Origin of the sequence: Luteimonas fraxinea, from assembly GCF_021233355.1 — a bacterium.
Taxonomy (GTDB): domain Bacteria; phylum Pseudomonadota; class Gammaproteobacteria; order Xanthomonadales; family Xanthomonadaceae; genus Luteimonas; species Luteimonas fraxinea.
This window is the reverse complement of sequence record NZ_CP089507.1, coordinates 725709-741024: the sequence shown is the minus strand read 5'-3', so window position 1 is coordinate 741024 and position 15316 is coordinate 725709. Positions and strand designations below refer to the sequence as shown.

The window sequence follows — 15316 nt, the reverse complement described above, 5'->3', positions numbered from 1 at the left end:
CGCCTTCAAGCATTTTCGGGAGCATCCCCATGAGCGCACAGGGTTCGGCTGGCAACGTCATTGCCGCGATCTGCAGTTTCTTCATTCCCGGCCTCGGCCAGCTGGTGCAGGGCCGCGTCCTGTCGGCCATCCTCTGGTTCGCCGCTGCGTGCATCGCGTTCGTGATCACCTGGCTGCTCACGGTGTCGCTGCTGCCGTTCGGCTGGTTCGTGGTCAGCATCTTCGCCTGCATCAACGCCGCGATGTATCGCCGCTGAGACAGCACGGGCCGGCAATGCCGGCCTGTTGTTGCATGTCACCCGGCGGGCTTTACTTCGGCTTGCCGTTCTCGACGCCGGTATCGCTGCGGACATCGTCCGCGAACGAACGCCCCGTCGCATCGCGATCGCCCAACTGGTCGTCGAGTTCCGGATCCAGCAGATCGGCCTGGTCATCGAGGCCGATGTTGTCGATCGCGGATTGCGAGCGTGGATCGCGCAACGGCGGGCCGTCGGTGTCCGGCAGGTCGTCGTAATCGCGCAGTGTCTTCTCGTCCGCGGGCGCTGCCGGACGCGTGGGGTTGGACGTGCTCATGTGCGGTCTCCTCGAGTGGAGCTGCAGCCTGCGCGTGTCGATGTCACGCCGCCGGCAAACGGATGTAAACCCTGTGCGATGAGTGGCGCCGCCGACGCGCGGCTATAGTCCTGCGGATGGCCGCCGGACGCGGCCGATGCTGGGGAGGCGAGGTGGACGACGCGCAGGCGACAGGACAGCGGATTCTCCGCACGGCAACGATCGCGGGCTTCGCACTCGCCGGTGCATTGCTGGCGGCGTTCGTGTCGTGGCAGGTCGTGATCCACATCGCCGAGCAGCGCCTCGGCGGTTACGCGACCATGCTGTTGGAGCGCGCGCAGGAACTCGACGACGAGTCCCGCCAAACACTCGACACCTTCAACCGGCAGCCGCAGGCGCGCTGCACCGATCGCGAAGTCGAGCAGATGCGCGAGGCGGTGTATCGCACCTACTTCGTCAAGGACATCGGGCGCGTCGAGAATGGACAGCTGCGCTGCACGGCGAGTCTGTTCCGTTTGCCGGTGCCGGCTGCGATCGATCCGCCGCAACTGGTGACCCGCGACGGTCTCCAGGTCGCGACGATGGAACTGCAGCTGCTCGCGAGCGGCAGCCGCGCGCCGGTACTGGCGCTGGGCGACACCCGGGTGATCCTTGACCCGCTCGCGTTCCGCCTGCGGCCCGCACCCGACATCGGTTTCACGATGGGCTATGTCGACGGCGGTGAACGCTTCCTGCCGCTGTACGGCGCCGCCACGCAACTCGACGCGGCCACGCTGCGCGCAGGGCAACCGCTTGATCGCGACGGCGTGCTGGTCTATCCGATGTGCGCACGCGACCACGCGGTCTGCGTCGTGAGCACGTTGTCGAAGACCGCGCTGTCGGACAGCCAGTGGCCGCTGTTGCTGGTGTGCACGGTGCTCGGTGCGGGCGCAGGCGCAGCGGTCGGGCTGGCGTTGCTGCTGGCACATCTGCGCCGGCATTCGGTCGAAGGTCGCCTGTTGCGCGCGATCGACCAGGACGCACTCGACGTCGAATACCAGCCGGTCGTGCGGATCACCGACGGCGCCCTCGTCGGCGCCGAAGCGCTGGTGCGCTGGCGCGACCGCGATGGCCGCATGGTCTCGCCCGTGCGCTTCATCCCGATCGCGGAGGAGAACGGCAGCATCGGCCGTATCACCCAGCTCGTGCTGCGCCGTGTGGCCGCCGACTTCGGCGACGTGCTGGCCGCACCGGGCGAATTCCGCATCAACGTCAACATCTCGGCCGCGGATCTCGACAACAGTCGCTTCCACGCCAGCATGGCGCAGACACTCGACGCCGCCGGCATCGCACGCGAACGCATCGGCATCGAACTCACCGAGCACTCCACGACCGCCCGCGACATCGCCGTGTCCGGCACCAAACGCCTGCGCGAACTCGGCCACCACGTCTACATCGACGACTTCGGCACCGGCTATTCCAGTCTCGCGTATCTGGCCGAACTCGACGTGCACGCACTGAAGATCGACCGCTCGTTCACCCGCACCATCGGCACGGACGCTGTGAAAGTCAGTCTGGTCCCACAGATCATCGACCTCGCCCGTACGCTCGGGCTGCAGGTGGTCATCGAAGGCGTCGAGACAGAAGCCCAGCGCGACTGGCTGCGCGCGGTCGACTACCCCCTCTACGCACAGGGCTGGCTGTTCGGCCGGCCGATGCCGGCGGCTGAGCTGCGCGCGCTGCTGAACGCGCAGCGCTGAAAAAATCAGGCAGCGCGGCTGCGCTCGAAGGCGCGTCGTGCGCGCGGCGAGACGAGATCGTCGCTGGCGCGCCATGCGGCCTGGACCTCGGCGCGCACGTCGTGCCATGCGCGGAGGCGGCCGTCGAACTCCCACATGCGACGCAGCACGGGCTCGATGTCTTCCCACGGGCGTTCGGGATAGGACGCGCGGCCGTTGCGGCCGAGCGAGATCACGAGGGTGCGGTCCGAGTCGTGCTTCATGCGGAGGTACTGCCGGTTGGGAGCGCGCAGGCTACGGTCCGGTTCGTCTCGTTTCCGTGAACCCGACAGTCGATTTCGATGACAGCGCTGGTGTGTTCAGCAACGGATGCGATGTGTCGCGGAAAAGCAAAATCCAGTCTTGATCGACATGCGCGGAGGCGCGCAGTCATACACCCGCGTTGCTGCAATGCAACTCAGAACAGCGGCTTGATGATCTGGATCGTGCCCCACAGCGAAACCACCCAGACCGCGCTGCGCAGATAGGGAATGCCGATGGCATAGATCGGCAGATAGGCGACGCGCGCCCAGAAATAGACTTGCGCGCCGAGTGCGGTGCCGGCGTCGGCGCGGCCTGCGACGACGACCGCCAGTACCGCGGCAGCGAACAGCGGAAACGTTTCGAGGAAATTGCGACTGGCAGCCGCGGTACGCACCGCAGCGCCAGTCAACGGCGGGATGTCCGCGCCATCACGATTGCTGGCATTCCAGCGCACGCCGCGTTGCGCGGTCGCGAACGCGGCGGCCACGCCGATATGGACGAGGCCGAGGACGATCGCCCAGCCGAGAATCTGCAGTTCGATCGTCATCGTCCGTGCTCCTTGCGTGGTGTCAGCCGGCAACCGCCTTCGCAATCGCCTCGTTGAACGCCGGAATGTCGTCCGGCTTGCGGCTGGTGATGAGGTTGCCGTCGACGACGACCTCGGAATCTTCCCAGTGTGCGCCCGCATTGACGAGATCGGTCTTCACCGAAGGCCACGACGTGACCTTGCGACCCTTCGCCAGACCGCTCTCGACCAGCAGCCACGGGCCGTGGCAGATCGCCGCGACCGGCTTGCCGGCATCGCCGAACGCGCGCACGAAGGCCACTGCCTCCTTGTCGGCGCGCAGCACGTCCGGGTTCATCTGGCCGCCGGGCAGCACCAGCGCGTCGTAGCTGCCGGGGTCGGCCTTGGACAGCGCTACGTCGACGTCGACACTGCGACCCCAATCCTTCTTGTCCCAGCCCTTGATCGAACCGGCATCGCCAGGCGAGATGACATCGACCTGTGCGCCGGCGTCTTTCAGCGCCTTGAGCGGCTGTTCGAGTTCGGACTGTTCAAAGCCGTCGGTGGCGAGGATGGCGATCTTTTTGCCGTCGAGATTCTGCATCGGGGTATCTCCGGGGGATGGGAGCGACGATGCTGGGCGAGGCCGGGTACCCCCGCCGTGAAGCGCCCGTTTGCCGCGCGTGAGCTTCCAGTCTCGCCTCGTGAGACGCGCCGCGGCCACGCTTGCGCCCCGTTATCGAAAGCGCCGGAGCAGGCCCTTGAACGCAATTCTCAAGCCTGTCCAGGCACTGGCGACCACAAGCGATGCCGTGACCGGCAGCGCGCTGGCGACGAAGCTCGCGGCGAAATATCCGGGCCGCGTGACCGGCACCCTGCTGCTGCCCGGACAGGCCGGCGACTACGCGCCCTTGCCCGACGATGTGCCCGAGGGCTTGGCACGCGCGCTGCGCAGTCGCGGTATCGACCGGCTCTACCGCCATCAGGCGGAAGCCTGGACCGCGACGCAGGCCGGTCGCCATCTCGTCGTGGCGACGCCGACCGCCTCGGGCAAATCGCTGTGCTACACGCTGCCGGTGCTGTCGGCGGCGATCACCGCGCGCAGCAAGGCGCTGTACCTGTTCCCGACCAAGGCGCTGGCGCAGGACCAGGTGGCGGAACTGCTGGAACTCAACGCGGCCGGGGAACTCGGCCTGCGCGCGGCGACCTTCGACGGCGACACGCCCGGTGATGCGCGCCAGGCGATCCGTATCAACGGCGACATCGTGGTCAGCAATCCGGACATGCTGCACCAGGCGATCCTGCCGCATCACACCAAGTGGGCGCAGTTCTTCGAGAACCTGCGCTATGTGGTGATCGACGAGATCCACACCTACCGCGGTGTGTTCGGCTCGCACGTCGCCAACGTCATCCGCCGGCTCAAGCGCGTCTGCGCGTTCTATGGCGTGACCCCGCAGTTCATCCTGTGCTCGGCGACGATCGGCAATGCGCGCGAGCACGGCCGTGCGCTGGTGGAGGTGGACGACGACGCGCTGGAGTCGATCCTCGAATCCGGTGCGCCGCGCGGCAACAAGCACGTGCTGCTGTGGAATCCGCCGGTGATCAATCCCGATCTCGGCCTGCGTGCGTCGGCGCGTTCGCAGTCCAACCGCATCGCGCGTATGGCGATCCGTGCCGGCCTAAAAACGCTGGTGTTCTGCCAGACGCGGTTGATGGTCGAGGTGCTGACCAAGTACCTCAAGGAAGTCTTCGACCACGACCCGCGCAAGCCCAAGCGCATCCGCGCCTACCGCGGTGGCTATCTGCCGACCGAGCGCCGCGCGGCCGAGCGCGAAATGCGCGCGGGCAATATCGACGGCATCGTCAGCACGTCGGCGCTGGAACTCGGCGTCGACATCGGCAGTCTCGATGTCGTCGTGCTCAACGGCTATCCGGGCAGCATCTCGGCGACGTGGCAACGCTTCGGTCGCGCCGGTCGCCGGCAGCAGCCGTCGGTCGGCGTGCTGGTCGCGAGTTCCGAACCGATGGACCAGTACGTGGTGCGGCATCCGGAATTCTTCGCCGACGCCAATCCCGAGCACGCGCGCATCGAACCCGACCAGCCGCTGATCCTGCTCGATCACATCCGCTGCGCTGCCTTCGAACTGCCCTTCGTCGACGGCGACATGTTCGGGCCGGTCGCGCCTTTGCCGTGGCTCGAAGTGCTGGCCGAATCCGGCGTGCTGCACCACGAGGGTGATCGCTGGGAATGGATCGCCGACAGCTATCCGGCGCAGGCGGTGAACCTGCGCTCGGTCGCGGACGGCAATTTCGTCGTCGTCGATCGCACCGACGGCCGCCAGACGATCATCGCCGAGGTCGATTACTCCGCTGCGGCGCTCACGCTGTACGAAGGCGCAATCCACATGGTCCAGTCCGAGCCGTTCCAGGTCGAGCGCCTCGACTGGGAAGGCCGCAAGGCCTACGTGCAGCGCACGCACGTCGACTACTACACCGACGCGATCGACTACACCAAGCTGAAAGTTCTGGACGACGAAGAACAGGCCGACGCCGGGCAGGGCAGTGCGCATCTGGGCGAGGTGCACGTGGTGCGGCGCGTGTCGGGCTACAAGAAGATCCGCTTCCACACGCACGAGAACATCGGCTACGGGCCGGTGAACCTGCCCGACCAGGAACTGCATACGAGTGCGGTGTGGTGGCAGCTGCCGCAGCAGGCGCTGGATCGCGCGTTCGATGCACGCCACGAGGCGCTCGATGGCTTCCTCGGCGCGTCGTATGCGTTGCATCTGGTTGCGCAGGTCGCGGTGATGGCCGAGAGCCGCGATCTGCAGAAGGCGGTGGGCAGCGGCGATGGCACCTGGTTCGCGACCGCCGACCAGCGCGGCCGCGGCCAGTTGCGCGATGGCGATGGCGCAGCGCTGGACTTCGAAGGCATCGGCCGGTTCACGCCGACGCTGTATCTCTACGACAACTACCCGGGCGGCGTGGGCCTGTCGTCGCCGCTGTACGAGCGCCGCGATGAACTGCTGGCGCAGGCGGCGGCGCTGGTTGCGTCTTGCAGTTGCCGCGCCGGCTGCCCGGCCTGCGTCGGGCCGATCCTCGCCTCGGAAGAAGATGCCGAACGCACGCCGCGTCAGCTCGCTGCGCGCGTGATCGAACTGCTGGTCGAAGCGCCACAGCCGCCCGCATGAGTGCACTCGCCAAACGCCTCGGTCTGCTGCGCAGCCAGGCCGGCACCGCATTGCCGTCGGTGATCCCGACGCCACCGATGCCGACCACCGCGCCTCGCGCGCAGTGGCCGCGCGCCGACGGGGCGCGCTCGCCGGAAGAGGTCGTCGCGCAGCTGCGCAAGTTGATGAAGCTGCGCGTACCGACGCCGGCAGCGCGCCCGACAGGACCGGTCGATCGCGCGCTGCCCGGCGAAGAAATCGCCCCGGGCCTGCGCTATCTCGAACAGACCGCGCCGTGGCCGCACGAGGACGCCGAACTCGCGCTCTACGACATCCGCCACGAGCCGGCACACCGTTCGGATCTGCTGGCCTTCGACACCGAAACCACTGGTCTTGCCGGCGGTACAGGCACGCGCGCCTTCATGATCGGCGCCGCCGATTTCATCGATGGACGCATGCGCATCCGCCAGCTGTGCATCACCACGCTGGGTGCCGAGCGCGAGATGCTGAAGACGTTTTCGAAGTGGCTGCGACCGGCGACGGTGCTCGTCAGCTACAACGGCCGCAGCTACGACCGCCCGCTGCTGACCACACGCTATCGCCTCGCACGGCTGCGTGATCCGCTGATCGAGCTGCGCCATGTCGATCTGCTGCATCCGGTGCGGCGTCGCTATCGCGGCGTCTGGGCGAACTGCAAGCTGGCGACGGTCGAGCGTGAACTGCTCGGCGTGTTGCGCGAGGACGATCTGCCCGGCAGCGAAGCACCTGCGGCGTGGCTGGATTACCTGCGCGGCGGCAGCGCGGACAAGCTGCGTCGCGTGGGCCTGCACAACGCGCAGGATCTGCGCAGCCTGTTCGGCGTGCTGGAGGCGATGCGCGACGAGGCCGTCGTCGATACGGTGGTCGTCCCAGACGATGTGGACCCTGCAATGACGGAAACCGACTTCGACTGAGCCGGATGGCGCGTGTCGGCGAAGCGACAGCGCATCGCACGCGCACGCTCCATCGCGTCGCATCGCGTTCACGTCACCTGAATCGCGACAGTGCTTGAATCGATGGGCCCAGCAGTCCCGAATCGCCATCCACCGGCGATCAGTCCGCGCCACTCTGGAGCCCCATGGAACTACGCGAACGCCGGCCAGTGACGGCCGACCCTGTGCCACCGCGCGCCACACTCCGTGCGCGCGATGCGTTCGCGATCACCATCGGCATCGTCGTCGGTGCCGGCATCTTCCGCACGCCGTCGTTGATTGCCGGTGCATCCGGCAGCGAATTCGTGATGCTCGCGGCGTGGGTGGTCGGCGGCATCCTGTCGATCGTCGGTGCGCTGTGCTACGCCGAACTCGCGACCACCTATCCGCAGGCCGGCGGCGACTACAACTATCTGCGCCGCGCCTACGGGCCACGTCCCGCCTTCCTGTTCGCCTGGGCGCGCGTGTCGGTGATCCAGACCGGCTCGATCGCGCTGCTGTGCTTCATCGTGGGCGACTACATGGGCCAGCTGTTCGACCTCGGGCCGTGGTCGTCCGCGCTGTATGCCGGCGCTGCGGTCGTGTTGCTGACCATCGTCAACTGGATCGGCACGCGCCAGGGCGCGGCGGTGCAGACCTGGCTGACGATCGCCGAGATCATCGGCGTGCTGGTGATCGTCGTCGCCGGCCTGATGTTCGCGCCGACCGATATCGCGCCGATTCCCGGCAGCGGCGGTGAAAGCGCGATCGGTCTGATCCTCGTGTTCGTGCTGCTGACCTATGGCGGCTGGAACGAGGCCGTCTACGTGACCTCCGAAGTACGCGATGCCAAGAAGTGGATGCCGCGCGTGCTGATCCTGAGCCTGATCGCGGTCGCTTCGCTCTACGTGCTGGTGAACCTCGCTTACCTGAAAGTGCTGGGTCTCGGTGGCATGGCCGAACACAACGCGGTCGCGGCCGAAGTCATGGGCCGTGTGTTCGGGCCGACGGGCGCGGTGCTGATGAGCGTGATCGTCGTCGCCGCAGCGCTGACCTCGGCGAACGCGACGCTGATCACCGGCGCACGCAGCGTCTACGCTGTCGGTCGTGATTTCCCGGCGCTCGGCTTCATCGGTCGCTGGGATGCGCGCAGCGGTACGCCGCGCGCTGCGATCGTGACCCAGGGTGTGCTCGCGCTCGCACTGGTCGGGCTCGGCGCTTTCGCACGCGATGGCTTCGAGGTTGCGGTGGAATACACCGCGCCGGTGTTCTGGCTGTTCTTCCTGCTGGTCGGCATCTCGCTGTTCGTGCTGCGCCGGCGCGATCCCGATCTGCCACGTCCGTTCCGCGTGCCGCTGTATCCGGTACTGCCGCTGCTGTTCTGCGCGACCAGCGCCTACCTGCTGTATTCCAGCCTGGCCTACACCGGACGCGGGGCGCTCGTCGGCGTCGCCGTGCTCGCGGTCGGTGGCCTGCTGCTGTTGCTGTTCAAACCGACCCCGCATCCCGAGGAGACGCCGCCATGAAGTCGAAGAAGACCCTGATCGCACTCGCCATCTGCACGCCATTCCTGCTGGCCTGCGCCGACAAGGCGGTCAACGCCTACGAGCCGGCGGACGGCAACGCCACAAGCGCGGCGGCGAACGAAGACGCGATGAACACCACGCACACCGTGACCGCCGCGATCGGCCCGGATTCGCCGCACGCCGAAGGCGCGCCGCCGCCGTCGCGCGAACCGGACGTCATCTATGTGCCAACGCCCGAGCCGGTGGTCGACGCGATGCTCAACCTGGCCGGCGTCAAGGCAGGCGATGTGCTCTACGACCTGGGCTCGGGCGATGGGCGCATCCCGATCGCCGCGGCGCAGCGCTTCGGTGTGCGCGGCGTCGGCATCGACATCAATCCGGTGCGCGTGCGCGAGGCGAATGCGAACGCGGAGACGGCCGGCGTCACCAATCTGGTGACGTTCAAGGAGGCCGACCTGTTCAAGGAAGACATCAGCGAGGCCAGCGTGGTGACGCTGTATCTGCTGCAGAGCCTCAACGTGAAGCTGCGGCCCAAGCTGCTGGCCGAACTCAAGCCCGGCACGCGCATCGTCAGCCATGCCTTCGACATGGCAGACCAGTGGGAACCCGAGCAGACCCAGGAGGTCGACGGCACGCGCATCTATCTGTGGACCGTGCCCGAGCGCTGAGACCTGTCTCACCGCGTCGAACAGGTTTCGAGCACGCGCGCCGTCGGTCGTATGCCGGCGGCGCGATGGCATCATCGTCGCCCCCTGCAAGAGAACACGCCGCCATGACCCGCATCGCTCCGCTCGTCCTGTCGCTCGCCGCGCTATCGGCGGCCTCCGTGTCCGCGTCGCCGTACGGCGGCGAACTGCAGGGCTTCGACTATCCGCATCCGCGCCAGGCGCACGCGCTCACGTCGCAGGGGCAGTCGCTGTCGATGGCCTACATGGACGTGCGGCCCGAAGGCGCGGGCAACGGCCGCACGGCGGTGCTGCTGCACGGCAAGAATTTCTGCGGGCCGACGTGGGACGACACGATCACCGTGCTCGTCGAGGCCGGCTGGCGGGTGATCGCGCCGGACCAGATCGGCTTCTGCGGATCGACCAAGCCGCGCGGCTACCAGTTCTCGTTCGCCCAGCTCGCAGCGAACACGCATGGCCTGCTCGAGACGCTGGGCGTCGAGCGCGCGGTGCTGATCGGGCATTCGATGGGCGGCATGCTGGCGACGCGCTACGCGCTGCAGTATCCCGACGCGGTCGAGCAGCTGGTGCTGGTCAACCCGATCGGGCTCGAGGACTGGCAGGCCGAAGGTGTGCCATACGCCAGCATCGACGCGATGGTCGAGGGCGAGCGCAAGACCACGTTCGACAGCATCAAGGCCTACCAGCTGAAGTTCTATTACGACGGCCGGTGGGCGCCGCGCTATGACCGCTGGGTCGACATGCTGGCTGGCATGTACGCCGGCCCCGATCGCGAGATCGTCGCCTGGAACCAGGCCCAGACCTCGGAGATGGTGTTCACCCAGCCGGTGGTCCACGAGTTTCCGAAGCTGCGCGTGCCGACGCTGCTGATGATCGGTGGCAAGGACCGCACCGCACCCGGTGCGAACCGCGCGCCGGAGGCGGTTGCCGCACGCTTGGGCGATTACCCGGCGCTGGGCCGCAAGGCCGCCGATGCGATTCCCGACGCGCAGCTGGTCGAGTTTCCCGCGCTCGGCCATTCGCCGCAGGTCGAGGCGCCGGACGAGTTCCACGCCGCGTTGCTGCGTGGGCTGACGCCGCGCTGAGGTGCGTGCCTGTCGACGGCGCGTGATGCGACCGGCGCCGCGATGGGGCCGACATTCATTCCGCATTCGTCCGGCGCGGGGCGCACCCCCTAGACTGTCGGGCATCGTCGCGCACCGCGCGTGCCCGCCCACAGGACCTGTCTTCCGATGTCGATCCGGCGCCTGCCACTGCTGCTGTTGTTGACCGCCTGCATCGCACTGGCGGCCTGCCAGCGCACCGCGGAAGACACCACGCCGCCGGTCGAAACGGTCGAGGTTGCGAGCCCGGAAGAAGGCGGCGCGGTCAGCAGCGCGCCGGTCGATGTCGACGCCGTGCCGGCAGTGCCGGTGGCCGAGCCCGACACCGGCGGCGTGGACTGGTCGCCGATGACGCTGCCCGCGGGCACGGCGTCGATCAGTTGCGAACTCGATTACGCCAACGCCGGCGACGGCACCCCGCTGACCGCGTTCGACCACGACGCGCTGCGCGAGGCGATGGCCGACTGCGCCGAACGTGGTGTGTTCCGGCTGCGCTTCAAGGGCCGGGTCACGGAGGATTTCACCCGTCTGATGAAGCGGCTGGCGGTGGTCGCCGACGAACTGTCGATCAACAAGCGCGTGCTCGATATCGATTCCAGCGGCGGCATGGTCGAAGAGGCCATCCGCGCCGGCGACGTGATCGCCGAGACCCGCTGGACGATCTGGGTGCGCGAGGGCGCGGTGTGCCACAGCTCCTGCGTGTTCCTGCTCGCCGGCGGCGACACCCGCCTGATCGGCGGACGCGTCGGCATCCACCGCATCATCCGCATGAGCTCCAGTGCCTCCACCCGCGCCGAGCTCAACCGCGAACTGCGCGCGGTCTACGGCCGCGTGCGCGATTACCTCGAGCGCAACGGCGCCGCGGTCGCGGTGGCCGACCTGATGATGGCCGTGCCCAACCGCAGCCTGCGCATCCTCACCCCGGACGAACTCAAGCTCTACGGCCTCGACGGCGTGAACCCGGCCCAGGACGATCTCGACCGCCTGCGCTTGATGCGCAAGTGCGGCCAGGATTTCGTCGCCCGCCGCGATGCGTATGCGCGCGCGTTCGACACCACGTGCAATGCGCCCGACCGTGACGTTGAACAGATGGCGAACTGCGGCCTCGAACTGCGCGGCAAGTTCGGTTTTCCGGATGAGCAGTGCCCGACCGAGAGCCCGCTGTCGGAATTCGATCTGGTCGGTGCGCTGACCGCAGCGGCCGGCAATGCAAGCCGCCTGCGCATTCTCGGCGTACCGATCGGCGAGCCGCGTCCGGCTGCACGTCCTGCAACGCCGGTGCGTGCGACGCCGGTGCCTGCACCCGCGGCCGTTTCTGCCGAATCGCGGGCTGCGAGCGAGCCTGCGGACGAGGGCGATGCGGCAGCGGATGAAGAGGCGGAGGCGCCGCTTCCGTAATCGGCGTAGGGGTTTTGCGCTGGGCAGGCGTTGCTGTGGCGCCAGGCATTAGGACCGGCGTCCTGCCACTAAGAATTGCTCGAAGCCTGCAAGTTCAGGGTTTAACCGCCCGCCATGAACCGAGCACCTCTCCCTTCGGGAGAGGTCGACGCGCGCAGCGCGTCGGGTGACGGCAGGGATTTGACTAGGCATCCGTGGAAAGCCTCGCGCTGGCCTGGAAGATCCGCGACCTGTCTCCCTCACCCCAACCCCCGCTCCGCGCCCCGGCCCTCGCGTTGCCGCGAGGACGTTCGTCGGCACGCGAGCCAGTGGCTCGCAAGCGTGCCATCTCACCCCAAAGGGAGAGGGGCTCTAGTTCGCGTGTATGCCGAACCCCAGGAGTTCAAAGGGGGCTAACGCCTCACCCCTCCGCCAGAAACCCGCCCGACTGCCGCTTCCACAGCTGCGCGTACACGCCATCGCCGGCGACCAGCACTTCGTGCGTGCCCTGTTCGACGATGCGGCCGCGGTCCATGACGATCAGGCGGTCCATCGCCGCGATCGTCGACAGGCGGTGTGCGATCGCGATGACGGTCTTGCCCTGCATCAGGCGGTAGAGGTTTTCCTGGATCGCGGCTTCCGCTTCCGAGTCCAGCGCCGACGTGGCTTCGTCGAGCACCAGGATCGGCGCGTTCTTGAGCAGCACGCGGGCGATGGCGATGCGCTGGCGCTGGCCGCCGGAGAGCTTGACGCCGCGCTCGCCCACGTGCGCGTCGTAGCCGGTGCGGCCCTTGGCGTCACTCAGGGTCTGGATGAAGTCATACGCCTCGGCCAGCTTCGCTGCTTCGATCATCTCGTCTTCGCCCGCATCCGGTCGGCCGTAGAGGATGTTCTCGCGCACCGAACGGTGCAGCAGCGAGGTGTCCTGGGTGACCATGCCGATCTGCGCGCGCAGCGAATCCTGTTCGATCGTCGCGATGTCGGTGCCGTCGATGCGGATCGTGCCGGCCTCGCGGTCGTAGAAGCGCAGCAGCAGATTCACCAGCGTCGACTTGCCGGCGCCGGAACGGCCGACCAAACCGATCTTCTCGCCAGGCCGCACGTGCAGGTCCAGACCTTCGATGACGCTGCGGTCGTTCTGGCCGTAATGGAAGTCGACATGCTCGAAGCGGATGTCGCCGGCGATCTTCGCGAGCGGCTTGGCATCCACCTCGTCCTCGACGGTGGGTGCGAGCGAGATCGAATTGATGCCGTCGCGCACGGTGCCGATGTTCTCGAACAGCGCCGACAGTTCCCACATGATCCACTGCGACATGCCCAGCATGCGCAGCGCCAGTGCGATGGCAACCGCGATCGCGCCGGTGCTGATCGCGCCCTGCTGCCACAGCCACAGGCCCAGCCCGGTGACCGAGCCGACCAGCAGCATGTTGAGCATGTAGTTCGCGGCGTTGACGATCGTCACCAGACGCATCTGCCCGTGCACGGTATGCAGGAAGCCGTCCATCGCCTCGCGTGCGTAAGCCTGTTCGCGCTGCGAATGCGAGAACAGTTTGACCGTCGCGATGTTGGTGTAGCTGTCGACGATGCGGCCGGTCATCACCGAACGCGCATCGGCCTGGCGTTCGGAAATCCGGCTGAGCCGCGGCACGAAGCGCCACATCAGCGCGCCGTAGAGCAGCAGCCAGCCGATGAAGGGCAGCATCATCCGCCAGTCGGCCGCGGCGGCGACGATGATCGCGCCGGTGAAATAGACGATGACGTAATTGCCGACGTCGAGCAGCTTGATCACCGTCTCGCGCACGGCCAGCGAGGTCTGCATCAGCTTGGTGGCGATGCGCCCGGCGAACTCTTCCTGGAAGTAGCTCATCGATTGCCGCAGCAGATAGCGATGCACGTTCCAGCGGATCCGCATCGGGAAGTTCCCGAGCAGGGTCTGGTGGATGACCATCGCGTTGAACCAGGTCAGCAGCGGCAGCGCGATCAGCACCAGCACCGCCATCAGGGCGAGGCGCCCGCCCTCGGCCGCCATGAACGTGTCGGGCGTGTGCGAAGTGAGCCTGTCGACCAGCGAACCGACATAGGCATAGAGCACGACTTCGGCCACCGCGATCAGCGCGGTGAACGCCGCCATCAGCAGCAGCCAGCGGCCGCTGCCGCGCACGTAGTGCATGCAGAACGCGAACAGCGTGGTCGGCGGCTGCGTCGGAATCGACGGCGGGAAGGGATCGATACGGTTTTCGAACCAGCGGAGCATGGGGAATCCAGGGGCGGCGCGGCGGGCGCGCGGGACAGGCGGTCTATTGTCGGCGATGGCGGTCGCCGATGGCGCGACGCGAGGCGAACGCTGCGTGTGGTCAGGGCACGTCGAGCACGATGCGGCCCGGATGATGACGTCCGATCGCGCGCGAGGCCGCAGCGGCATCGGCCAGCGGAAAGCGTGCGTCGATGTGCAGATGGAAGGGTCCGCGCGCCGCGGCGCGGCAGGCCGCATGCACCTGCCGCGCACCGGCGCCGGCACCGAACGTCGAGGATGCGATGTCGTCGCGCACGGGGGGCGCCGTGACGCCGCGTGGCCAAGCGATACGTCCGCCGGAACGGAGCGCATCCACGATCACGCCCGCATTCGGCGTCTGCGCGGTCAGCAACGCGGCATCGAGCCCGTCCGGGGCGAAGATCCGCAGGGCCGGCGCCAGTGCATGGCGTCGGCCGTCGATGGCCATGTCCGCGCCGAGGCGTTCCGCCAGCGCCACGCCGTCTGCTCCGGAGGCAACCGCGAGTACGCGCGCGCCACGCTGGCGCGCGAACTGCAGCGCCATGTGGCCGATGCCGCCGCTGGCGCCGAACACCAGCACCGTGTCGCCGGGGCCGAGTGCCAGCGCGACCGCGACCGCGTGCATGGCCAGACCACCGTCGACCGGCAGCGCGGCGGCCTGCGGCAGGGTCAGACGCGGCGGCACCGGCCACAGATGGTCCACATCGACGACGACGAACTGGGCGTGGAAGCCGTGCTTGGGACTGCGCAGCGGCAGCAGGCCGCAGACCCGGTCGCCCTCGCGCAGCCGCTGCACGACAGCGCCCACCTCCACGACCGTGCCCGCACCTTCGGCGCCCGGCACGTACGGAAACACCGGCGCATCCGAAGCGAACGGCGCCAGCGCGCCTTCGCGCTCCAGCACGTCCCAGTGACCGAAGCCCGCCGACAGCACCCGCACCAGCGCCTGGCCGGGGCCGGGCAGGGGAATCGGACGTTCGACCAGCGACAGCACTTCGGGCCCGCCGAAGCGCTCGAAGGCGAGGGCGAACATGGTGTCGTCCGCGGTCTCGCACGCGATGCCGACCTCATCGGAGCCGGAAGCGGGGTGCGGCGTGCAGTCGTCGAAGGTCATCAGGCGGCCATGGACAGCAGGAGGAATGTCGCGCAGGCTA

Annotated in this window: 14 protein-coding genes; 8 read left to right on the top strand and 6 right to left on the bottom strand. The window is 67.9% G+C overall.

Annotated elements, in window-relative coordinates; all coding sequences use genetic code 11:
• Positions 1-29: 29 nt before the first annotated feature.
• Positions 30-257, top strand: a complete 228-nt coding sequence (locus LU699_RS03180) for a hypothetical protein (RefSeq protein WP_232134559.1) — start codon at positions 30-32, stop codon at positions 255-257.
• Between the two features lie 52 nt (positions 258-309).
• On the opposite strand, the gene LU699_RS03175 is transcribed toward LU699_RS03180, so the two are convergent.
• Positions 310-573, bottom strand: coding sequence for a hypothetical protein (locus LU699_RS03175; protein ID WP_232134560.1), 264 nt, complete (start codon positions 571-573; stop codon positions 310-312).
• Positions 574-725: 152 nt separating this feature from the next.
• On the opposite strand from LU699_RS03175, the gene LU699_RS03170 reads away from it, so the two are divergent.
• Positions 726-2291, top strand: a complete 1566-nt coding sequence (locus tag LU699_RS03170; RefSeq protein ID WP_232580478.1) for an EAL domain-containing protein — start codon at positions 726-728, stop codon at positions 2289-2291.
• Positions 2292-2296: 5 nt separating this feature from the next.
• On the opposite strand, the gene LU699_RS03165 is transcribed toward LU699_RS03170, so the two are convergent.
• The 3 genes from LU699_RS03165 to LU699_RS03155 all read right to left on the bottom strand — a co-directional run bounded on the left by LU699_RS03165 (position 2297) and on the right by LU699_RS03155 (position 3682).
• Entirely contained in the window at positions 2297-2533 is a 237-nt protein-coding gene (locus LU699_RS03165; RefSeq protein WP_232134562.1) for a hypothetical protein, read from the bottom strand.
• 194 nt (positions 2534-2727) lie between these two features.
• A complete protein-coding gene (locus tag LU699_RS03160; RefSeq protein ID WP_232134563.1) occupies positions 2728-3120 on the bottom strand; it encodes an MAPEG family protein in 393 nt (130 codons plus the stop codon).
• A gap of 22 nt (positions 3121-3142) precedes the next feature.
• On the bottom strand, positions 3143-3682 hold the full coding sequence (locus tag LU699_RS03155) for a type 1 glutamine amidotransferase domain-containing protein (RefSeq protein ID WP_232134564.1): 540 nt from the start codon (positions 3680-3682) through the stop codon (positions 3143-3145).
• A gap of 157 nt (positions 3683-3839) precedes the next feature.
• Here LU699_RS03155 and LU699_RS03150 point away from each other — a divergent pair, with 157 nt between their 5' ends.
• The 6 genes from LU699_RS03150 to LU699_RS03125 all read left to right on the top strand — a co-directional run bounded on the left by LU699_RS03150 (position 3840) and on the right by LU699_RS03125 (position 11911).
• Positions 3840-6269, top strand: coding sequence for a DEAD/DEAH box helicase (locus tag LU699_RS03150; protein WP_268739006.1), 2430 nt, complete (start codon positions 3840-3842; stop codon positions 6267-6269).
• Positions 6266-7201 (top strand): ribonuclease H-like domain-containing protein, encoded by a 936-nt coding sequence (locus LU699_RS03145; protein WP_232134565.1) that lies wholly within the window; start codon positions 6266-6268, stop codon positions 7199-7201. Before LU699_RS03150 ends, LU699_RS03145 begins: the two co-directional genes overlap by 4 nt.
• A gap of 164 nt (positions 7202-7365) precedes the next feature.
• On the top strand, positions 7366-8724 hold the full coding sequence (locus tag LU699_RS03140; protein WP_232134566.1) for an APC family permease: 1359 nt from the start codon (positions 7366-7368) through the stop codon (positions 8722-8724).
• Positions 8721-9392, top strand: coding sequence for an SAM-dependent methyltransferase (locus LU699_RS03135; protein WP_232134567.1), 672 nt, complete (start codon positions 8721-8723; stop codon positions 9390-9392). Before LU699_RS03140 ends, LU699_RS03135 begins: the two co-directional genes overlap by 4 nt.
• 104 nt (positions 9393-9496) lie before the next feature.
• Positions 9497-10495 carry an alpha/beta fold hydrolase gene (locus LU699_RS03130; protein WP_232134568.1) on the top strand — a complete coding sequence of 333 codons (999 nt, stop codon included), beginning with the start codon at positions 9497-9499 and terminating at the stop codon, positions 10493-10495.
• Between the two features lie 147 nt (positions 10496-10642).
• Positions 10643-11911: a COG3904 family protein gene (locus LU699_RS03125; protein WP_232134569.1), complete on the top strand. Its 1269-nt coding sequence runs from the start codon at positions 10643-10645 to the stop codon at positions 11909-11911.
• A gap of 400 nt (positions 11912-12311) precedes the next feature.
• Here the strand turns inward: LU699_RS03125 and LU699_RS03120 are convergent, their stop codons facing one another.
• Together LU699_RS03120 and LU699_RS03115 are read right to left on the bottom strand one after the other, a co-directional pair.
• Entirely contained in the window at positions 12312-14144 is a 1833-nt protein-coding gene (locus LU699_RS03120) for an ABC transporter ATP-binding protein (RefSeq protein ID WP_232134570.1), read from the bottom strand.
• Positions 14145-14244: 100 nt separating this feature from the next.
• Entirely contained in the window at positions 14245-15276 is a 1032-nt protein-coding gene (locus LU699_RS03115; RefSeq protein ID WP_232134571.1) for a quinone oxidoreductase family protein, read from the bottom strand.
• Between the last annotated feature and the right edge of the window lie 40 nt (positions 15277-15316).